Source organism: Xanthobacter flavus (assembly GCF_017875275.1).
Lineage (GTDB): Bacteria > Pseudomonadota > Alphaproteobacteria > Rhizobiales > Xanthobacteraceae > Xanthobacter > Xanthobacter flavus_A.
On record NZ_JAGGML010000001.1, the window covers coordinates 949254 to 968931 of the forward strand.

Sequence of the window (19678 nt, forward strand, 5' to 3'; positions counted from 1 at the left end):
AATCGGAAAGAACAAGAACATGCATAGGATCGTCGTTCTCGACCGCGACACCATCGCGCCTGAGGTAAATGTCCGCCGCCCGTCCTTCCCCCATGAATGGGTGGAATATGATCGCACCAGCGCAAGCGAGGTGATCGAACGGGCGAAGGACGCCACCATCATCATCAACAACAAGGTGGACCTGCGGGCCGACACGCTCGCCCAACTGCCCCACCTGAAGCTCATCGCCATCGCCGCCACCGGCACCGATTGCGTGGACAAGGCCGCGGCGGCCGAGCAGGGCGTCCCCACGGTGAACATCCGTGGCTATGCCAAGGCGACCGTGCCGGAGCACACCTTCGCGCTGCTGCTCTCCCTCGCCCGCTCCATCGTGCCCTACCGGGCCGAGGTGCTGGAGGGCGCGTGGCAGGCGGCGCAGCAATTCTGCTTCTTCACCAACCCCATCGTGGATCTCGCCGGCCGCAGGCTCGGCATCGTCGGCGCGGGCGTGCTGGGCTTGCAGGTGGCCGGCATCGCGCGGGCGTTTGGGATGGACGTGGTGTTCTACGATCCCATGGCGAAGCCGGGCACGGCGGGCGTCGTGAGCCTCGACGAGCTGATCGAGACCTCCCATGCCATCACCCTGCACTGCCCGCTCACCGACGAGACGCGCGGCATGTTCGACATGGCCGCCTTCCGGCGCATGAAGAACCGGCCGATCCTCATTAACACCGCCCGCGGCGGGCTGATCGTGGAGGAGGACCTGGAGATCGCCCTCGACGAGGGACTGGTGAGCGCCGCCGGCCTCGACGTGACCCTGCCCGAGCCCCCGGCCCCCGACAGCGCCTTCATGCGCCTCGCGCGGCGGCGCAACGTCATCTGCACGCCGCACATCGCATGGGCCTCGCTGGAGGCCCAGCAGGCGCTGGCCGACCAGCTCATCGACAACATCGAGAACTTCGTCGCCGGCCGCCCCACCAACGTGGTTTCGCCGGACTGAGGCGGCCGGCGCCTCCGCGCCGGCTTTCCCGTCGACCGATACAGAAAAGGCGGCCGTTCCGGCCGCCTTTCCCCTGTTTGCGCGTGGGCTTCGATCCCGTCAGTAGATGGTCAGGGCCGGGACATAGCTCATCAGTAGCAGCACAACCATGGCCACGCCGAAGAAGGGCCACAGTTCCCGCGTCGTCTCTCCCAGCGTCGTTCGCGCGATGGAAGTGGAGATGAATAGCGTCGTTCCTATGGGCGGCGTGTAGAGACCGATGCCCAGGTTCAGCACCATGATGATGCCGAGCTGCACGGGATCGAGCCCGATGGACGCGGCCAGCGGCACGAAGATCGGCCCCAGCAGCAGGATCGCCGGCGGCAGGTCGATGGGCATGCCCACGAGCAGCAGCAGCACGTTCATGGCCAGGATGACGAGCATGGGGTTGGAGATGGTGGCGGACACCCACTCCGCGAACCGCTGCGGCACCTGGTCGAACGTCAGGATCCAGCCGACGATGGCCGAGCCCATGATGACCAGCATGACCACGCCTGTGGCCAAGCCGGCCTCGATCATCGAGACGCGGAAGCGCGCCCACGTCATGTCGCGGTAAAGCACAAGGCTCAGGATCAGCGAATAGAGCACCGCGAGGACCGCGATCTCGGTGGGTGTCGCGATGCCGAATCGCAGGCCCAGCAGGATGAGAACGGGCATCAACAGCGCCGGCATGCTGCGCCAGGCCAGGCGCATCAGCTCCACCTTCGACACCGGCGTCTCTGCCGAGACGTAGCCGCGCCGCCGCGCAATGTAGCTGCACAGCACGATGAAGCCGCCCGCCATGAGGAGACCCGGCAGGATTCCGGCCGTGAACAGGTCGGCGATCGAGACGTTCGAGACCAGCGAATACAGGATCAGGGGGATCGACGGTGGGATCAGGATGTCGATGATCGCCGAGGTCGCGTTGTTCGCCGCGCACAACGGCGCGGGATAGCCCTGCTTCTTCTGCCAGGGGATCAGCACCGAGCCGAGGGCGCTGGCGTTCGCCACTGCGCTCCCGGAGACTCCGCCGAACACGACGGACGCCACCACCGTGGTGGAAAGCGGCCCGCCGCGCCAGCGCTGCATGGCCTTCGAGGCGAAGGCGAGCAGTTCGCTGCCGAGCTTCCCGCCCAGCATCAGAGAGCCGGCGAGCATGAAGAAGGGCAGCGCCAGCATGGGGAAGGACTGTGTCTGCTGGTACATCTGCTGACCGATGATGGTCAGCGGGATCTGGCCCTGCACGAGCAGCGCCACGCCGGCCGAGATGACGAGGGCGTGCCCGACGGGAATGGCCAGCAGCATCAGGAGGGTGAATGCGAAGATGAGAACAAGGCTCACGAGACAAGCTCCTCGGGGCTTGGCACCGGCATGGCCTCCGGCCCGAGAAGGGCGACCCGCGTGGCCTGGGTTGCTGTGGCGAGGATGACGAGCACAAGCCCGCCGCCGAGGGTGAGGTAGCCGTAGCTCGAGGGAATGCCCATCACGGGCGACTTGTCGATCCAGAGCATGTCGGCCAGCTCGAAGATGTCGCGCGACAGGACGATGTAGCTGGCGATCACGATGATATGGCCGAACACCAGCATGTTGCGCGCGCCGGTGCGGCCAAGCTTCGAGAGCACCGTCTCCACCGCCATGTGGCCGCCCCTCTGAACGGCGAGCACCACACCGGCCATGATGAACACCGGGAACAGCCGCTCCGGCAGTTCTTGCGCGAAGCGGAAGCCGCCGGATTCGAGGACATAGCGCGCCGCCACATTGGCGGCGAGCAGGGCGAGTAGCAGCGTGCCAACGAGGATCACCACCGCCTGGCAGAACCAGGCGATGGCGAGATCCACGCGATCGGCACCGCGGATGGCGCCTGAGCGCCATCCGGACGGGGCGGTCGTGGTATCGCTGTTCACGGGATCAGGTCCGGGCGGCAGCGACGAGACGGGTGACGAAATCGCCGAAGGGCTTCGCCTTCCAGATCTCGTAGACCTTGGCGGAGGCTTCGCGGAAGGCCGGCTTGTCCGCCTCGTTGACCTCGAGCTTCGGATTGGCGCGGAAGTCCGCCTCCGCCTTGGCATTGGCGTCGGCGAACAGCTTGCGCTGCAGGTCGCCCGCCTCCTTGGCCGCTCCCTTGATCACGTCGCGGTCGGCCGGGGTGAGGCGCATCCAGGTGATCTGCGACATGAGGAAAGGCGAGCATTCCCACTTGTGCCCGGTGAGGGAGATGAACTTGTTCACCTCGTAGAGCTTCGAAGAATAGATATTGACCAGCGGGTTCTCCTGACCGTCCACCACGCCCTGCTGGAGCGCCACATACAACTCGCCGAACGAGATCTGCTCGGTGGATGCGCCGAGGGTCTGGAAAATGTCGATGGTCATCGGATCCGGCGGGGTGCGGATCTTGAGACCCTTGAGGTCCGCCGGCTTCACAATGGGCCGCTTGCTGTTGGTGACGTTGCGGATGCCGTTGTCCCACCAGCCGAGCGGCACCATGCCGATCTTGCCGAAACGCTGGTCAAGCTCGGTGCCGATGGGGCCTTCCAGCACCTTGAAGGCGGCTGCGGAATTCGCGAACAGGAAGGGAAGCCCGAGCGCTGCCAGCTCCGGCAAAAGGGCCGACGTGGAGCCCTGGGAATTCACCGTCATGTCCACGGCGCCGGTGCGCAGGCTGGTGAGCAGCGACTGCTCGTTGCCGAGCTGCTCGGCGCCGGCGACGCGCACCGAGATGCGGCCGTTGGTGCGCTCCTTGACGAGTTCGCCGAACTTGTCCGCGGCGACCCACCGCGGGTTGCCGGCAGCGGCATTGTGCCCGAGGGTGAGGTTGATCTGCGCCTGGGCGAAGGCTCCGCGCGTCAGGGTCAGGATGGCGGGCATGGCCAGACCGGCCGCCAGCAGGGTACGGCGGTTCGGCCTCAGGATGGTCGGCGTATCGTTCATTTTCGTTTCCTCCATCATGCCGTGTTCGGCTGCTTTTGATTGGTCAGTCCCGGCCCTGCAGGGCGCGGTAGGCGGCGATGACCTGGCTGTCGTCCTCGGCGCCACGGCCACGGCCGGAGACGGAGAGGAACATCTGGTGGGCGGTTGCGGCGAGCGGCAGCGCGGTCTTCGCGCCGGCACCGGCTTCCAGCACGATGCCGAGATCCTTCACGAAGATGTCCACCGCGCTGGTCACGCGCGGCGCGCTCTCCAGCATGCGCGGGCCGCGATCCCGCAGCATCCAGCTGGAGGCCGCGGAGCCGGAGACGATGTCGAGCATGGCGTTCATGTCTAGGCCGAGCGTCTCGGCGAGCGACAGGGCCTCGCCGGCGACCGCCAGATGCACGCCGCACAGGAGCTGGTTCACCGCCTTGGCGGTGGCGCCCTGCCCGGCCTTGTCGCCTAGCAGAACCACCTTGGAGCCCATGGCGTCCAGCACCGGCTTCACCTGAGCGAAGAGATCGGACGCCGCCGCGACCATGATGGTGAGGCTGCCGGCTTCCGCCCCGACCACGCCACCCGAGACGGGGGCGTCCACGAGGCGGCGGCCTTCGGCTTCCACACGCTTCGCGAGGGCCGCCACGGCGGCCGGCGGGCAGGTAGCCATGAGGATGACCGCGCCGCCCTCTGGCATATGCGCCAATGCGCCCGCGCCGAACAGGATATCCTCGGCCTGGGCGGCATTCACCACCATCAGCACCACGGCATCCTGGCCGGCGAAAGCGTCTGCCACACTGGCCGCGGCCGCGCCCCCGGCCTCGGCGAGCTTCGTCCCGGCCTCGGGCCGGATATCGAAGCCCGTCACGGCGAAGCCGGCACGGGCGAGGTTGGCGGCCATCGGCAGGCCCATGGAGCCGAGCCCCACAAAGCCGATCTTCTTCATCTTGTCCTCCCGTTCGGCCCGCCTCTCTTGCCGGAGGCTGGGGCCGTATGGATCTATTTCAGCCAGCCCTTCACCTGCGCGCAGAGCGCGTCGGTGGAGATGCCGTAGCGATCGTGCAGGGTGGGCAGCGCGCCGGCGGCCAGGAATTCGTCCGGCAGGCCGATCATGCGGAAGGCGGGGTGGACGCCCTCGCGCATCAGCAGCCCTGCCACCGCCTCGCCGAGGCCACCGATGACGGTGTGGTTCTCCACCACGACCACGAGGCGACCGGGCTTGGCGCAGGCTTCCAGAATGGTCGCCGTGTCGAGCGGCTTGATGGTGGGCACATGCAGCACGCCCACGTCCACGCGGTCAGCTTCCAGGGCCTTGGCGGCCTCGAGCGCGCGCATGGTCATGATGCCGGACGAGATGAACAGCACCTCGTAGCCGTCGCGCAGCAGCTTCGCCTTGCCCAGCTCGAAGGTGTAGCCATACTCGTCGAGCACCAGCGGAACCTGCCCGCGCAGCAGGCGCATGTAGACCGGGCCCTTGTGGGCGACGACGGCCGGTACCGCCTGTTCGATCTCGTGCGCATCGCAGGGATCGATCACCGTCATGTTCGGAATGGCGCGCATCAGCGCCAGATCCTCGGCCGCCTGATGGGACGGGCCGTAACCGGAGGTGAGGCCCGGCAGGGCGCAGACGATCTTCACGTTGCGGTCTTCTTCCGCGATCGTCTGGTGGATGAAGTCGTAGGCCCGGCGCGAGGCGAACACCGCATAGGTGGTGGCGAAGGGCGTGAAGCCTTCCGCCGCGAGGCCCGAGGCGGCGCCGAACAGAAGCTGCTCGGCCATTCCCATCTGGTAGTAGCGGTCCGGGAAGGCCTGCTGGAAGATGTGCAGGTCCGTATACTTGCCGAGGTCCGCCGTCATGCCGACGATGGAGGGGTCGGTCTTCGCGCATTCCACCAGCGCGTGGCCGAACGGGGCCGGCTTGGTGCGCTGCCCCTCGCCCGCGATGGACGCGATCATGGCGGAGGTGGTCAGGCGCGGCTTGGCCGGGGCGTCAGCCTTGGCGGTAGCTGCGGGTTTCATGCGGGCTTCCTCTCGTCGAGGGCGGCCAGGGCCAGCTGCCACTCATGGGCATCCACACGGATGAAGTGGTTCTTGTCGCGCGCCTCGAGGAAGGGGATGCCCTTGCCCATGAGCGTGTCGGCGATGATCATGCTGGGCCGGCCGCCGTTGGCGTCCTTGGCCGCGTCGAAGGCGTTGCGCACGGCGTTAAGGTCGTTGCCGTCCACCCGCTGTACGAACCAGTTGAATGCCGCGAGCTTCTCCGCCAGCGGCTCGAAGCCGAGCATGGAGGTGGACGGGCCGTCCGCCTGCTGGTTGTTCACGTCGACGATGGCGATGAGGTTGTCGAGCTTGTAATGGGCGGCCGACAGGATGGCCTCCCACACCGAGCCTTCGTCCAGCTCGCCGTCGGAGAACAGGGTGTAGACCCGGCTGTCCGAGCCCTTGCGCTTCAGGCCGAGGCACTTGCCCACCGCGATGGACAGGCCGAGGCCCAGCGAGCCGCCGGACATTTCCATGCCCGGGGTGTAGGCCGCCATGCCCGACATGGGCAGGCGGCTGTCGTCAAAGCCGTAGGTCTCCAGCTCGTCCTCGGGGACAATGCCGGCCTCGATCAGCGCCGCATAGAGCGCGATCGCATAATGGCCGTTGGAGAGCAGGAAGCGGTCGCGCCCCTCCCATTCGGGGTTCTGAGGCTCGTAGCGCATGGCATGGAAATAGGCGGTGGCCAGCACGTCCGCGATGTCGAGGGCCTGGGCGATATAGCCCTGCCCCTGCACCTCGCCCATGCGGATGGCATGACGCCGGATGTTCCAGGCGCGCCGCTCCAGCGAGACGTTGGAAGTTGAAGTGGTCATTGTCCCTCTTCCTGTCGGGGAGCGCCCGCGCCGGAACGGCCCCGGTCGCCCTGCGACCAGCCGTCCTCATCGCGCCGTGGCGGACCGGGATTAGTGGATCAGCATGCCGCCGTTGACGTCGATCACCGCGCCGGTGACGTAGGCGGAGAGGTCGCTGGCGAGGAACAGATAGATGCCGGCCACGTCGCTCGCGTCGCCGAGGCGGTTGAGCGGGATGCCCTTCAGGATGTCCTTGCGCATCTCGTCGGTCAGCTTGCCGCCGGTGATGTCGGTCTGGATCAGGCCGGGGGTGACGCAGTTCACGCGGATGCCATCCACGCCGAACTCGCGGGCCATCGCCTTGGCGAGGCCGAGCACGCCGGCCTTGGCGGAGGAATAGTGCGGGCCGCCGAAGATGCCGCCGCCGCGCTGCGCGGACACCGACGACATGCAGGCGATGGAGCCGGACTTGCGCTCGCGCATGTGCGGGATGAACACCTGGCTGAGGAACAGGACGCCCTTGCAGTTGATGTCCTGGATGCGGTCCCAGCTCGCCTCGTCGATGTCGAGGGTCTTCACCGGCTGGGTCACTCCGGCATTGTTGACGAGGATGTCCACATGGCCGAACGCGGCGATCACCGCATCGGCGGCGGCCTGGCAGGAGGCCTTGTTGGCGACGTCGCAGCCGACGCCCATGTGCTCGGGGCCGAGTTCGGTGGCGGCGGCCTTGGCGGCGGCCTCGTCGATGTCGAGAATGGCGATACGCGCGCCGTGGGCAGCGAACAGCTTCGCCGTGGCAAGACCGATACCGCGGGCGCTGGCCGCGCCGGAAATGGCGGCGGTCTTGTTCTGAAGCAACATGGTTTCCTCCACGAGGGGCTTCTTTTTGTAAGAGTGATACTGGCTCGCCTTTTCCCGGCTGAAAAACGCAAAAATTGCGCGAATAGATGAGTCATGTTCATCTAGCCCCTCGGCGCAGCCGGGCTTCCGTAGCGACCGCCGTCTTGAGGGCTCAACCATGAAGCGCCTTCCGCTGTCCGCCTTGCAGGCGTTCGAGTCAGCCGCGCGTCGCGGCTCCTTCCGCGTCGCCGGGGAGGAACTGGGCATCTCGCCCAGCGCCATCAGCCATGCCGTGCGCAAGCTGGAGGATCTGATGGGCGCGGCCCTGTTCGAGCGGGAAGGCCGCGCGGTGCGGCTCAATCCGGCGGGGGAGGCGCTGATGCGCCACGTCTCGGCGGGCTTCGACGAGATGCGGCAGGGCATCGAGATGGTGGGCGCGCGCTCGGTGAACCTGCTGCGGCTGCACTGCGCGCCCTCCCTCGCCGCCCAATGGCTGCTGCCGCGATTGCGCACGCTGCTGGCCAAGCAGCCGGGGCTGGAGGTGCGGCTGGCGGCCGGCGTCGACTACCCGCGCTTCGAGCATGACGCGTTCGATGCGGATATCTGCTACGGCCCGCCACGGCAGGAGGGGCTGATCGTCGTGCCCCTCGGCGAGGAGACGGTGACGCCCCTGTGCGCGCCGGAGATGGCCGCGCGCATCGCGGGACCGCTGGACCTGCTCGAACACGACCTCATCGAGAGCGACAACAAGCGGGTGCGCTGGAATCACTGGTTCGAGTCCAACGGCGTCACCCCGCCCGGCCCGCGCGGCTCGCGTTTCGACCGCTCCTTCATGGCCATCGCGGCGGCGGTGGACGGGCTCGGGATCGCGCTTGAATCCACCCGTCTCGCCGAGCGCGAGATCGCGCGCGGCCAACTGGTGGCGCCGCTGGCCGGCAAGGCCAACGACGTGACCTATGTGGGGCACTATCTGGTCTTTCCCCGCGCAGCCAAGGCCCGCCGCGCGGTGCGCATGTTCGCCACCTGGATCACGCAGGAGCTGGACCTGCCGACACCCCGCATCTGAGGCGCGTCGCCGGTCAGCGGCCTAGGTTCCCCGCGGGGGGCGGCGGATGTCCTCGTAAAGCACATGCAGCCGCTCCAGCGACTGCAGCGAGCGCTCCGGCTCCGCCGCCGCGAGGCCGAACACGATCATCTCCAGGCAGGCCAGGACCACGCCGTGCAGGGGAACGGTCTCCGACTTGCCCCGCGGAACCTTCACCACCACCTGCGCCTGCTTGCCGAAGGCGGGCGAGGCGGCGCCGGTGAGCAGGATCATCGGCACCTCCAGCCGGCGCGCCTCCTCCAGCGCGGCGACGCCCTCGCGGTGGGCGCTCGCCTGCCCCATCATGATGAGCACGTCTCCCCGGCGCATGGCGAGCAACTGCTCGCCAAGCGCGATGCCCGTGCGGTTGAGCGCATAGGCGTGCCGCCCGTTGCGCATCAGCAGCCGCGCTGCGTAGTCGGCGAGGATGGCGGACGCGCCGATGCCGAAGATGCCGATGCCGGCGCGCTCCCGCATCAGCGCGATGGCATTGGCGATGGCGCGGCGGTTTTCCGCGCTCGTGACCTGCTCGATGCCGGCGATATGACCGGCCCGGACGAAATCGATGGAAGCATCCACGTCGCGAGCGAGCTGCTCCGTGGTGGAGGTCATCTTGTCGGCCGAGGAGACGACGCCACCGAGGAAGCCGGCAAGGGTGCGCTTGAGATCCTTCAGTCCGTCGAAGCCGAGTGCCTGCACGGCGCGGATGACGGTGGCGTCGGACGTTCCGGTTTCCGCCGCGATCTCCAGCGCCGACTGGCCAAGCGCCGTGCGGCGGTTCTCGTTGATATAGTCGGCCACCACCTTCAGCTGCGGGGAGAGGCTGGCGCCCCGGCTGCGCAGGCGCTCGCCGAAGCGATCCACCCTGGCCTTGCGTCCCTGTGCCGTCATCCCCCTGCCGGTCCTGCCCCGCCCATGCCTCGAAAACGAGGAGCATGCTGGCACAGCCACAGCCCGTTTTCCATGTGGCGGCAGATGTTTGGAACGGCTCCGAAGTGCGTCTTCCCGCTAGCGTCGGGCGACCTTGAGCCGGATGACCTCGGCTTCCACCACCGCCGCCACGAGATTGAGGGCGGCATAGGTGTTGGAGATGGTCTCGTCCCGTGGCAGCAGCACGTAGCGGCCGTCGCGACAGGCCTTCATCAGGCGGCACCAGCCGGGCATCACCTTCTCCATGTCGGCCATCTCCGTCGCGGCCCGTGGCCGAGATCGGAGCGGAAGGTGCCGAAGGCGAGGTCGGCCTCCAGATCCGGCAGGCGCTCCGCGCTGACATCCATGCGGTCGCCCTCCGACATGGCCTCGACGATCTTCGGGAAGCGGAATCCGGCATCGCGGAGCACCCGGCCAAGGGCGCGGTCGGTGTGGAAGAGCGTGATCTTGCCCTGGTTCGCCTGGAAGCTCACCACGCTGAGGCTGCCGGTGTCCACGAGGCTGCGCAGCTGGGCGATTTGCGCCGCGTAGCGCGCCTGAAGGGCGGCCAGCCGCGCGCCGGTGCCGGTGAGGTCCGCGAGCTTGCCGTAGATCGCCGCCGGTCCTCCCTTCAGATGCTCGATGCTCACGGTGGGTGCGATGCGCTCCAGCTGCGACACCGGCGTGTCGCGTGTGGGCGAGGTGATGATGAGATCGGGCTTCGCCGCCGCCACTGCCTCGATGTCGATTGCATTGGCACCGACGAAGGCGATGGGCGCGGTGTCGAAATCGACGCCGGTGAGCAGCTTGCCCGCCCTGAGAAAGCGCGTGCCATCCGGCCGCACCCGGCCATGGCTCGCCACCGGCGTCACGCCGAGTTCGATCAGCGGCAGGGTGATGTCGAGATCGTGCAGGGACACGATGCGCTGGGGGCGGACCGGCACCTGCACCGTCCGGCCGAGATCGTCTGTGAAGGCCCGCGTCTGGGCATGGGCCGGTGCGGAGACGCAGGCGATGACAAGCGCCAGAACGGCGAAGCGGAGCAGAGCAGTCATCGGTTCGGTCCGGTCATATCTGGTCCCGTCGCCGCCACAGCAGGAAGAGGAAGAGCGGAACGCCGGCAAGGGTCATCACGATGCCGGCGGGGATCTGCAGCGGGGCGAAGGCGAGCCGGCCCGCCGTATCCGCGAGCAGCACCAGCGCCGCGCCGATCAGCCCGCTGGCGGCGAGCACGGCGGCCTGTCCGCCTCCGATGACCAGCCGCGCCATATGCGGCGCGATGAGCCCCACGAAGCCAAGGCTGCCGACGCAGGAGACCGCCGCCGCCGTCATCAGCACCGGCGCCGCGAGCCCAAGCGCACCCGCGAGCCGCAGACGCACCCCGAGACCTTTTGCGGCCGCATCGCCCAGCAGCATCGCGTCGGCGGCGCGGGCGGTGGCGAAGAGGAGGACCGCGCCCAGCACACCCCACAGCGCAAGGGCGGGGATCAGCGTCCATTCGGCGGCATGGAGGCTGCCCGCGAGCCAGACGAGGGCCGTCTCGACATCGTTGATGTCGGCGGTTGTGATGAACACGAGCAGCGCCGAGGCGAGCAGCCACGACACGCCGATGCCCACCAGAACGAAGCGCACCCCGGACAAGTCGCGGGCGACGAGCACCACCACCAGCGCGACGGCGAGCCCACCCGCCATTCCCGCCGGCAGGCGCCAGCCGGGGCCAAGCGCCGGCGCGGCGAGGATCAGCGCCAGCACCGCGAGGCTCGCACCTTCCTTGATGCCCACGAGGCCGGGATCGGCGAGGCCATTGCGCGTCAGCGCCTGCAAGGCGGCGCCGGACAGGCCCAGCATGGCGCCGGCCAGCAGCGCGAGCACCACCCGCGGCAGGCGCACGCCGGTCACCACATGGGCCACGTCGGGCGGTACGTCGCGAGCAAGAATGGCGGCCAGCACCCGGTCGAGGGGGATGGGCAGGCTGCCGGTCGCGAGGGCGAAGGCCGCCCCGCCCGCGATCAGGATGAGAACAACCATCGCCGCCGCAGCCGCGCGCGGCCGCACACGCAGGCTCAGCGGCCCCACCCGCACTTGCCGGTAGCCCGCCGCGCGGGCCAGGGCGCTCACGGCCGCCGCCGCGATGCGAGGGCGATGAAGACCGGCACGCCCACCAGCGCGGTGACGATGCCGGTCGCCAGTTCGCGGGGCGCGAACAGGCTGCGCGCGGCAAGGTCCGCCGCCACCAGCAGCGCCGCGCCGGCAAGCGCGCTCAGCGGCAGCACGAGCCGCATGTCGCGCACGCCCAGCGCCTTGACCGCATGGGGCACCACCAGCCCGACGAAGCCGATGGGGCCGGCCAGCGACACCGCCGCGCCGCAGAGCAGGCCGGCGGAGACGAGCGCGGCGAGGCGGGTGCGCGCCACATCTATGCCGAGCCCGGCCGCCACCTGATCGCCCATGGCCAGCGCATCGAGCCGCCGCGCCAGCACAAGGGCCAGCCCGAGGCCAACGGCGGCCGGAGGCAGCGCGGCCCACAGCCCGCCGTAGCTGAGGCCGGAGAGGTCGCCGGCGAGCCACAGGCGCACGGTGGCGAGCGTCTGGTCGTCCAGCAGCAGCTGGGCGGAGGTGAGCGCGGCGGCGAAGGCGGAGAACGCGACGCCGCAGAGTGTCACCTTCAACGGCGTCAGCCCTGTGCGGCCGAGGGAGGCCGCGGCAAGGACAAGCGCGCACAGCAGTGTTGCGCCGAGCCCCGCCACCAGCGGGCGGATGGCAGCGAGCGCGGACGCAGGCAGCCCCCCTCCGAGCAGCGGCGACAGGGTCAGCGTCGAGACCACCGCCAGGGCCGCACCGGCGTTCAGCCCAAGCACATGGGGCTCGCCCAGCGGGTTGCGCGTGACCGACTGGATCAGCGCACCGGTAAGGCCGAGGCCCGCGCCCACCGCGAGCGCAGCCAGCAGGCGCAGCAGCCGCAATTCCACGATGACGTTATGGTCGAAGCTGTCCGCATCGAAGGCGACCAGCGCCCGCACCACCGTCGAAGCCGGAATCGCCCGCGCCCCGAAGCCGAGATGCGAGACGGACAGCCCGGCGACCAGCAGCCCGAGCCCGCAGGCGACGAGCAGGGGGCGCGCCGCGCGAAGGCGGACGCCGGCGACGGCGGAGGGTGTGGCGGCAATGCTCAACGCTGCCCTCCCCCGGAAGGCCCGAGCGGGACGAACACCGGCTTGCCGGTGCGCGGATGCGGCACCGCCTCCACCTCAAGGCCGAAAATGTCGGCCACATCCGCCGCCGAAAGGCTCCGCCCCTCTCCCGCCACGGCGCGAATGCGGCCGTCCTTCAGGCAGAGCACCGTATCGGCATAAGCGACGGCCATGTTGAGATCGTGCAGCACCACCACCACGGTGCGGCCGTGCGCATGGGCGAGGCGGGCGAGCAGGTCGAGCACCTCCACCTGATAGCGCAGGTCCAGGAAGGTGGTGGGTTCATCCAGCAGGATCACCGAGGTTTCCTGCGCCATGGCCATGGCGATCCAGCAGCGCTGGCGCTGGCCACCGGAGAGCGCGGCGACCGGCGTCCCGGCGAAATCGCTGGTGCCGGTGAGGCCCATGGCGGCATCCACGGCGGCGGCGTCCTTATCGCTCCACTGGCTGAGGAAGCCCTGATGCGGATGGCGCCCGCGCGAGACGAGTTCGTAGGCGGTGAGCCCCTCCGGCACCAGCGGGCTCTGCGGCAGGATGCCCAGCTCCCGCGCCAGCACCCGCGTCGGCTGCCCGTGCACGGCCCGGCCGTCGAGCAGAACCGTTCCGCCCATGGGCTGGAGCAGCCGGGCCATGGTGGCGAGGAGCGTAGACTTGCCGGAGCCGTTGGGGCCGATGAGCGCCGTCATGCGGCCGGCGGCGACAGTGAAGCTCACCCCGTCCACGACGAGGCGCTGGCCATAGCCGGCCTTCAGGTCGGCGACGCGCAGGCGGACGGCATCCGGGTCCGTGACCGCATCCGCCCGCACCCAATTCTGCACCGCTCCGCTCCCACGCCGTCGCAGCCTCCACATTCGGAAAGCGCGTGCCTCTCAGGCCCCTTCCCTCTCCCGCGCGGCCCTGTAGTAGTCAAACCGTGACGGCGCCAAAAGCCAGCGCATATTTGAACAGACGCAAATCATGTGGCCAATACACATCACGTCCGGAGCGTCATTTTAATATTGGAATAATTTGAATGTGATCTGCCCAGCGGGGACAACGCCTGACAACACGCCACTTCCATGCGCTTTGGTCGTGAAATTGACCCCGTTTGCAATCACTGCGCCATTCGGCTTCGATGAAGCATCCCCTTCACCCTGAGGCATTGGACGCTTTCCAGATTTTACTACTACAGCACATTTTGAGGAACTCGGTCCGACACCGCGCGGCGAAGTTCATGCGGCCGCGCGTCGGACCGGGATTTTGGGACAGATGATTTCTTCATTGCCGTCGCGCGCACGCCTGATGCTCTCCGCCTCCCTGCTGGCGCTCGCCCCGTTCGCGGCGGACGGCGCTTCCGCGCAAACGGCCCCGCCGCCCGCCTGGGACCTTCCGGCCACCGACACGGACCTTCCGACCATCGTGGTGAATGCCGAGCGCGGCGACGGCGTCGTGGTGGGCTACCAGACCATCACCACCTCAACCGCCACCCTCACCCAGATGCCCGTGCTGGATATTCCGGCGGCCATCAACACGGTGACGCAGGACGTCATCCAGGACCAGAACGCCACCACCCTCGAACAGGTGCTGCAGAACATCTCGAACGTGACCGTCGCCAACACCCTCGGCGGCACGCAGGATGCCTTCATCCGCCGCGGCTTCGGCGACAATCGCGACGGCGGCGTGCTGACGAACGGACTGCGCACCGTGCTGCCCCGCAGCTTCAACGCCACCACCGACCGGGTGGAGGTGTTGAAGGGGCCGGCCTCCACCCTCTACGGCATCCAGGAGCCGGGCGGCATCATCAACGTCATCACCAAGAAGCCGCAGGAGACCTTCAACGCCTATCTCAACGGCTCGATCTCCAGCTTCGGCGGCGGTACCGGCGATTTCGACGTCACGGGTCCGATCAACGGCACGGGCCTCGCCTTCCGCTTCATCGGCGAGTGGCAGGACCAGAACTACTGGCGCAACTTCGGCGACATCGAGCAGAACATCCTTGCCCCGTCGCTGGCCTGGTACGGCGAGAACACCACGGCGACCCTCGCCTACACCCACCGCGAATATTCCGTGCCGTTCGACCGCGGCACCATCTTCGATCTCAACACCGGCAAGGCCGTGCCCGTGGACCGGCGCATCCGCTTCGACGAGCCCTATAACGTCACCAACGGCACGTCCGACCTCGTGCTCGCGGGCGTCGAGCATGCCTTCAACGACGCCTGGAAGCTGAAGGTCAACTACGCCTGGAGCCAGGACGTCTATGAGGACAACCAGGCCCGCGTGATCGCCTACGATCCAGCCACCGGCATCCTCACGCGGCGGGCCGACGCGACCCAGGATTCCACCCAGCACGACAACAACCTGCGCGCCGACCTCACCGGCACGGTCATGATCGCGGGCATGAAGAACGAGCTGCTGTTCGGCGCCAATGTGAACGACTACGACGTGCTGCGCACGGACATGATCCGCTGCAAGAACGTCAAGGGTTTCAACATCTACCACCCGGTGTACGGCACCTTGCCCGCCTGCACCACCGTCTCCGCCGCCGACAGCGACCAGCGGGCCAACCAGACCCTCTACAGTGGTTATGCGCAGGATGCGGTCTACCTGACCGACCAGTGGATCGTCGTCGCCGGCGGCAGCTATGCCTGGTACACCCAGACCGCCGGCAAGGGCCGCCCCTTCAACCTCAACACAGATGCCGAAGGCGGCGAGTTCATGCCCCGGGCGGGCGTGGTCTACAAGGCCACCGACAAGCTCTCCTTCTACGCCAATTACGCCACCTCATTCGTGCCGCAGATCTCCATCGCCAGCGAGATCGGCTCGCTGCCGCCGGAGACCGGCGTGTCCTACGAGGCGGGCATGAAATTCGAGGTGCTTAAGGGGCTGACGGGCACCGTCGCCGTCTTCAACATCGAGAAGGAGAACGTGCTCTATAACGAGGTCATCAATGGCGAGACCTTCGCCCGCACCGCCGGAAAGGTGCGCTCGCGGGGCTTCGAGTTCGACATTTCCGGCGCCGTGACCGAGCAGATCAACGTCATCGCCAGCTACGGCTACACGGATGCGAAGATCGTCGAGGATCCGCAATATGCGGGCAACGTCCCGGCCAACGTCGCGTCACACACCTTCTCGCTGTTCGCGACCTATGATTTCGGCAAGGTCTGGGGCGAAAATTCCCTGAAGGTGGGCGGCGGCTTCCATGGCCAGAGCGAGGCGCCCGGATCGGCCGCCAACACTTTCTGGCTGCCGGGCTATGTGGTGTTCGACGCCATGGTCGCCTACACCATCCCCCAGCCCACGCCCTGGGCGGTGACGCCGCTGACCGTGCAGCTCAATGTGAAAAACCTGTTCGACACGACCTATTACGTCTCGTCCATCGGCACCAACAATCTCGGCGTCGCCATCGGTGCCCCGTTCGAGGCAACCCTCTCCGCCCGGCTGAAGTTCTGACCCCCCGGCCGGACGGCAGCGAGCCTCTGATTATTCGCCAGCCGCATGTGCCTCCAGCCGCCGCTCCTTGGCGTAGCGCACCAGCGCGGCGAAACGGTAGAGGCCGTGGACGAACTTGCCGTAGGGCATGGTCAGGAAGAAGCCAAAGACGAAGCCGAGGTGAATGGCGAGCATCGTCCCCATGGCCGGCGTCGCGCGCAGCACCAAAAGCGCGAGGCCGGTGAGCGCGGTGCCGAACAGCATGGCGAGAAAGGCCGCGTCCATGCCCCGGCGCGTGTCGTCCATCATCATGGGATCACGCGCCTTCTTCGCCAGAAACAGCCCGGCCGGCCCGATCACCAGGCCGATGCCGCCGAGGGTGCCGAGCACCACCGGCAGGTCCCACCACGGATAGGGCGACATGCGGCCCAGCAGATAATGGTAGAGGGTCGCCACCGAGGTCGCGGCGAAGCACAAGGCGAAGCCGTAGAAGGTGAAATGGTGGAACAGCCGACGATTGTCGGTGGGCTTCTCGTCCTCGTTCATGCAGCCCACGCCGCCGCCATCCAGATAGCGCAGCTGGCCCGCATCCTTCATGGCCTGCCAGAGGGAGGGCGCATCGGGCGGCAGGGGCTTGCCGTTTTCCATGTCCCGCCAGAAGGCGCGCAGGCCCATGAACAGGGCCAGCAAGGCGTAGAGGAACACCCCGCCGAACAGCGCCACCATGGCATTGTGCGGCATGAGGCGGAAGAAGGCGCCCGGCCCCACATGCGCGCCGAACATCACAGCCGGATCATTGAAGGCCATGAACCCGCCGAGGAAGGCGGCGACCGACGCGGCGGTTATGAGGGCCACGACGAGGCCGTTGCGCCGGAACAGGCCGGCGAGCGGACGCGGCCACGCATAATGGGCATAGGAATCGTTGCGCACCTCGGCGAGCGTGCGCGGCACGTTCACATTGAATTCGTGCGGCGGCGAGAACTGGCAGTCAAAATAGCACGCGCCGCAGGAATGGCAGAGGTTCGACAAATAGTTGAGATCGCCAGCCGAGAATGCCCGACGCATCTCCATGGCCGGAAACACGGCGCACAGGCCCTCGCAATAGCGGCACGAATTGCAGACCGTCATGAGCCGGGCCGCTTCCTCCAGCGGCGAGCTGTGCGCGTTCATCTGGAATTCTTCCTTGTTGTGTGAGTTGTCTTGCATACAGCTGCGCACAGCCGTACTCCCTTCAAGGACCGGCGCGCGGCGCGCACCGGACAGCGGGGAGGAGCGCAATGGCGGATGCGACGGCTCAAGGAGACGACGGCCTCTCCCGCGCGCAGCGCGTCTACGAGCGGCTGAAGGAGGATATCCGGGCCGGGGCCCTCCGGCGCGGCGAGCGCGTGCGCGAGGAGCAGGTGGCGCGGGCGCTGGGCGTCAGCCGAACGCCGGTGCGCGAGGCGCTGACGCGGCTCACCGCGCGCGGGCTGATCGAGGCGACGCCGGCCGGACTGGTGGTGGCCACCATCTCCCGCCCCCAGACCCTTGAGCTCTACGCCATGCGCGAGGTGCTGGAAGGCTCGGCCGCCCGCTTCGCCGCCCAGCACGCCGCGCCCAGCGAGATCGCCATGCTCGACCGCCTCTCGTCCGCCTTCGAGACGGCGTTCGGCGATGCGGACCGGCTGGCCGAGCTGAACCGCCGTTTTCATTCCGCCATCGTGGACGCCGCCCACAACCGCTACCTGGTCCGCATGCTGGACGAGCTGAGCGACGCCCTCGCCCTGCTGCCGGGCACCACCTTCCAGCTGGCCGAGCGCGGACCGCTGGCAGTGCGTGAGCATGCCGCCATCGTGGCCGCCATCGCCGCCCGCGATCCGGACGCCGCCGAGCGGGCGGCGCGGCTGCACATCCAGCATGCGCAGGAGGCGCGGCTGGCGCTGATGCAGCTCGACTGAGCCGCTCCGGCTAATTGCGCACACTGCGGGCCGCCCCGGTGCCGGCGCAGCGGCCGAACACGCTGCCGATGGTCATGCCGATGCCCGCGGCATAGCCGCGGCCGAGCACGTTGCCCGCCATGATCTCGCCCGCGGCGAACATGTTGGCCGCCTTGGAGCCGTCGGCCATCTGCATCCGCGCCTCGCGGTCCACGCGCACGCCGAGATAGGTAAAGGTGATGCCCGGCCGCACCGGATAGGCATAGAACGGCGCGGTATCGATGGGCCGCGCCCAATGGGTCTTGGGCGGGGTGAGGCCCTCCGTGCGGCAGTCGTCGAGGACCGTGTGGTCGAAGCTGCCGCCGGGCACAATGGACCCGTTGAATCGCGAGATGGTGGCGGCGAAAGCCTCCGGGTCGAGCCCGAGCTTCCCCGCCAGCTCCTCCGGCGTCGCCGCGCTGATGGGCGGATAGAGCGAGGGCATGAAGGAGGTGAGCGACTTGGCGTCAAACACGATGTAGGCGATCTGATCCGGCTGCTGGGCGACGAGGCGGCCCCAGATGGCGTAGCGCTTGGGCCAGAAATCCTCGCCCTCGTCATAGAAGCGCTCGGCCTTGTTGTTCATCACGATGCCGAACACCACGCAGTCGAGCCGGGTGATGATGCCGCCATCGAACTTGGGGGCGCGCGCATCGATGGCCACCGCGTGGCACTGGGTGGGATCGCCCACCGCCTTCACGCCCTTGTCCAGCAGCATCCGCAGCATGGTGCCCCGGTTGTAGGGCGTACCGCGAATGAGGAAATTCTCCGCCGGCGGCCCCCAATACTCCTTCAGCCAGTCGATATTGGCCTCGAACCCGCCGGCCGCCGCGACGAGGGCGCCCGCGCGCACCGTGTGGCGCGCGCCACCATGCTTGACATGGGCACCGAGGAAGAAGCCGTTGTCGATGTCGAGGTCCACCACCTCGGCGTCGTACAGCACCTCCACGCCGAGCCGCTCGGCGGTCTGGTACAGCGCGTTCAGCATCGAGCGGCCGCCGCCGAGGAAGAAGGAATTGGTGCGCCCGAGGCTCAACGTGCCGCCGAGGGAGGGCTGGAACCGCACGCCCTGCTCGGTGATCCAGCCCAGCATGTCCTTGGACTGGGCAATCATGAAGCGGGCCAGTTCCTCGTCCGTATGGCCCTGGGTGACGCGCTTCAGGTCGTCCCAGAACTCGTCCTCGGTGTAGGGGCCGGTGAGCGTATCGGTGGCGGTGTCGTGGGCGCAGCGCATGTTGCGGGTGTGGCGGGTGTTGCCGCCGCGATAGAAGCGCGGCGCCATCTCCAGGACGAGAACCGACGCGCCGTCCCGCCGCGCCGCGATGGCCGCGCACAGGGCCGCGTTGCCGCCGCCCACCACGAGCACGTCCCAGCGGCGGCCCAGCAAAGCGGAGGCTTCAGCCGCCGTCTGCGCTTCGGCTCGCACTCCCGTCATCCGCCCCTCCACCCGTCCCGACGCCTTCGCGCCATGCATTGCATTCTATTGTATACAGTCGTGCGCAGATATCTGCGCGCGTTTATTGTTCGCGTCAAGCGCCCCCCTTGACGGGGGGATG

Annotated in this window: 19 protein-coding genes; 4 read left to right on the forward strand and 15 right to left on the reverse strand. The window is 68.1% G+C overall.

Annotated elements, in window-relative coordinates; all coding sequences use genetic code 11:
* Positions 1-19 precede the first annotated feature (19 nt).
* The gene (locus J2126_RS04620; protein WP_209484398.1) at positions 20-979 is read left to right on the forward strand and encodes a D-2-hydroxyacid dehydrogenase; all 960 of its coding nucleotides are present in this window, start codon (positions 20-22) and stop codon (positions 977-979) included.
* A 99-nt stretch (positions 980-1078) separates the two neighbouring features.
* Here the strand turns inward: J2126_RS04620 and J2126_RS04625 are convergent, their stop codons facing one another.
* The 7 genes from J2126_RS04625 to J2126_RS04655 all read right to left on the reverse strand — a co-directional run bounded on the left by J2126_RS04625 (position 1079) and on the right by J2126_RS04655 (position 7596).
* Positions 1079-2338 (reverse strand): TRAP transporter large permease, encoded by a 1260-nt coding sequence (locus J2126_RS04625; protein ID WP_209484400.1) that lies wholly within the window; start codon positions 2336-2338, stop codon positions 1079-1081.
* The gene (locus J2126_RS04630; RefSeq protein ID WP_209484402.1) at positions 2335-2901 is read right to left on the reverse strand and encodes a TRAP transporter small permease; all 567 of its coding nucleotides are present in this window, start codon (positions 2899-2901) and stop codon (positions 2335-2337) included. The genes J2126_RS04625 and J2126_RS04630 overlap by 4 nt, the downstream gene beginning before the upstream one ends.
* A 4-nt stretch (positions 2902-2905) precedes the next feature.
* Complete coding sequence (locus J2126_RS04635) at positions 2906-3925, reverse strand: TRAP transporter substrate-binding protein (protein ID WP_209484405.1); 1020 nt, start codon at positions 3923-3925, stop codon at positions 2906-2908.
* A 43-nt stretch (positions 3926-3968) separates the two neighbouring features.
* Complete coding sequence (locus tag J2126_RS04640) at positions 3969-4904, reverse strand: NAD(P)-dependent oxidoreductase (protein WP_348634390.1); 936 nt, start codon at positions 4902-4904, stop codon at positions 3969-3971.
* Positions 4901-5920 carry a transketolase family protein gene (locus tag J2126_RS04645; RefSeq protein ID WP_209484409.1) on the reverse strand — a complete coding sequence of 340 codons (1020 nt, stop codon included), beginning with the start codon at positions 5918-5920 and terminating at the stop codon, positions 4901-4903. The genes J2126_RS04640 and J2126_RS04645 overlap by 4 nt, the downstream gene beginning before the upstream one ends.
* Positions 5917-6756, reverse strand: coding sequence for a transketolase (locus tag J2126_RS04650; protein WP_209484411.1), 840 nt, complete (start codon positions 6754-6756; stop codon positions 5917-5919). Before J2126_RS04650 ends, J2126_RS04645 begins: the two co-directional genes overlap by 4 nt.
* Positions 6757-6846: 90 nt before the next feature.
* Complete coding sequence (locus tag J2126_RS04655; protein WP_209484413.1) at positions 6847-7596, reverse strand: SDR family NAD(P)-dependent oxidoreductase; 750 nt, start codon at positions 7594-7596, stop codon at positions 6847-6849.
* A gap of 157 nt (positions 7597-7753) precedes the next feature.
* Here J2126_RS04655 and J2126_RS04660 point away from each other — a divergent pair, with 157 nt between their 5' ends.
* Positions 7754-8641 (forward strand): LysR substrate-binding domain-containing protein, encoded by an 888-nt coding sequence (locus tag J2126_RS04660; RefSeq protein WP_209484416.1) that lies wholly within the window; start codon positions 7754-7756, stop codon positions 8639-8641.
* A 21-nt stretch (positions 8642-8662) separates the two neighbouring features.
* On the opposite strand, the gene J2126_RS04665 is transcribed toward J2126_RS04660, so the two are convergent.
* From J2126_RS04665 to J2126_RS04685, 6 genes are all read right to left on the reverse strand, one after another.
* Positions 8663-9550, reverse strand: coding sequence for a MurR/RpiR family transcriptional regulator (locus J2126_RS04665; RefSeq protein ID WP_209484417.1), 888 nt, complete (start codon positions 9548-9550; stop codon positions 8663-8665).
* 117 nt (positions 9551-9667) lie between these two features.
* Positions 9668-9835, reverse strand: a complete 168-nt coding sequence (locus tag J2126_RS25250) for a hypothetical protein (RefSeq protein ID WP_245327201.1) — start codon at positions 9833-9835, stop codon at positions 9668-9670.
* Positions 9823-10623: an ABC transporter substrate-binding protein gene (locus J2126_RS04670; RefSeq protein ID WP_245327202.1), complete on the reverse strand. Its 801-nt coding sequence runs from the start codon at positions 10621-10623 to the stop codon at positions 9823-9825. The genes J2126_RS25250 and J2126_RS04670 overlap by 13 nt, the downstream gene beginning before the upstream one ends.
* Before the next feature lie 13 nt (positions 10624-10636).
* Complete coding sequence (locus tag J2126_RS04675; protein WP_348634228.1) at positions 10637-11686, reverse strand: FecCD family ABC transporter permease; 1050 nt, start codon at positions 11684-11686, stop codon at positions 10637-10639.
* Complete coding sequence (locus J2126_RS04680) at positions 11683-12741, reverse strand: FecCD family ABC transporter permease (RefSeq protein WP_209484419.1); 1059 nt, start codon at positions 12739-12741, stop codon at positions 11683-11685. Before J2126_RS04680 ends, J2126_RS04675 begins: the two co-directional genes overlap by 4 nt.
* Positions 12738-13577: an ABC transporter ATP-binding protein gene (locus J2126_RS04685; RefSeq protein WP_348634229.1), complete on the reverse strand. Its 840-nt coding sequence runs from the start codon at positions 13575-13577 to the stop codon at positions 12738-12740. The genes J2126_RS04680 and J2126_RS04685 overlap by 4 nt, the downstream gene beginning before the upstream one ends.
* Positions 13578-14040: 463 nt before the next feature.
* Here J2126_RS04685 and J2126_RS04690 point away from each other — a divergent pair, with 463 nt between their 5' ends.
* Positions 14041-16188, forward strand: coding sequence for a TonB-dependent siderophore receptor (locus tag J2126_RS04690; protein ID WP_245327203.1), 2148 nt, complete (start codon positions 14041-14043; stop codon positions 16186-16188).
* A 30-nt stretch (positions 16189-16218) separates the two neighbouring features.
* Here the strand turns inward: J2126_RS04690 and tcuB are convergent, their stop codons facing one another.
* On the reverse strand, positions 16219-17337 hold the full coding sequence (gene tcuB, locus J2126_RS04695; protein WP_209484425.1) for a tricarballylate utilization 4Fe-4S protein TcuB: 1119 nt from the start codon (positions 17335-17337) through the stop codon (positions 16219-16221).
* Positions 17338-17444: 107 nt separating this feature from the next.
* Here tcuB and J2126_RS04700 point away from each other — a divergent pair, with 107 nt between their 5' ends.
* The gene (locus J2126_RS04700) at positions 17445-18104 is read left to right on the forward strand and encodes a GntR family transcriptional regulator (protein WP_209484427.1); all 660 of its coding nucleotides are present in this window, start codon (positions 17445-17447) and stop codon (positions 18102-18104) included.
* Between the two features lie 10 nt (positions 18105-18114).
* On the opposite strand, the gene tcuA is transcribed toward J2126_RS04700, so the two are convergent.
* Positions 18115-19506 (reverse strand): FAD-dependent tricarballylate dehydrogenase TcuA, encoded by a 1392-nt coding sequence (tcuA, locus tag J2126_RS04705; protein ID WP_245327690.1) that lies wholly within the window; start codon positions 19504-19506, stop codon positions 18115-18117.
* Between the last annotated feature and the right edge of the window lie 172 nt (positions 19507-19678).

Excerpts from the sequence above, each read along its gene's own strand:
- J2126_RS04690 (WP_245327203.1), top strand. The coding sequence starts at position 14,041 with ATGCTCTCCGCCTCCCTGCTGGCGCTCGCCCCGTTCGCGGCGGACGGC.
- J2126_RS04650 (WP_209484411.1), bottom strand. The coding sequence starts at position 6,756 with ATGACCACTTCAACTTCCAACGTCTCGCTGGAGCGGCGCGCCTGGAAC.
- J2126_RS04645 (WP_209484409.1), bottom strand. The coding sequence starts at position 5,920 with ATGAAACCCGCAGCTACCGCCAAGGCTGACGCCCCGGCCAAGCCGCGC.
- J2126_RS04635 (WP_209484405.1), bottom strand. The coding sequence starts at position 3,925 with ATGAACGATACGCCGACCATCCTGAGGCCGAACCGCCGTACCCTGCTG.
- J2126_RS25250 (WP_245327201.1), bottom strand. The coding sequence starts at position 9,835 with ATGGAGAAGGTGATGCCCGGCTGGTGCCGCCTGATGAAGGCCTGTCGC.
- J2126_RS04670 (WP_245327202.1), bottom strand. The coding sequence starts at position 10,623 with ATGACTGCTCTGCTCCGCTTCGCCGTTCTGGCGCTTGTCATCGCCTGC.
- tcuB (WP_209484425.1), bottom strand. The coding sequence starts at position 17,337 with ATGAACGCGCACAGCTCGCCGCTGGAGGAAGCGGCCCGGCTCATGACG.
- J2126_RS04655 (WP_209484413.1), bottom strand. The coding sequence starts at position 7,596 with ATGTTGCTTCAGAACAAGACCGCCGCCATTTCCGGCGCGGCCAGCGCC.
- J2126_RS04700 (WP_209484427.1), top strand. The coding sequence starts at position 17,445 with ATGGCGGATGCGACGGCTCAAGGAGACGACGGCCTCTCCCGCGCGCAG.
- J2126_RS04620 (WP_209484398.1), top strand. The coding sequence starts at position 20 with ATGCATAGGATCGTCGTTCTCGACCGCGACACCATCGCGCCTGAGGTA.
- J2126_RS04660 (WP_209484416.1), top strand. The coding sequence starts at position 7,754 with ATGAAGCGCCTTCCGCTGTCCGCCTTGCAGGCGTTCGAGTCAGCCGCG.
- J2126_RS04665 (WP_209484417.1), bottom strand. The coding sequence starts at position 9,550 with ATGACGGCACAGGGACGCAAGGCCAGGGTGGATCGCTTCGGCGAGCGC.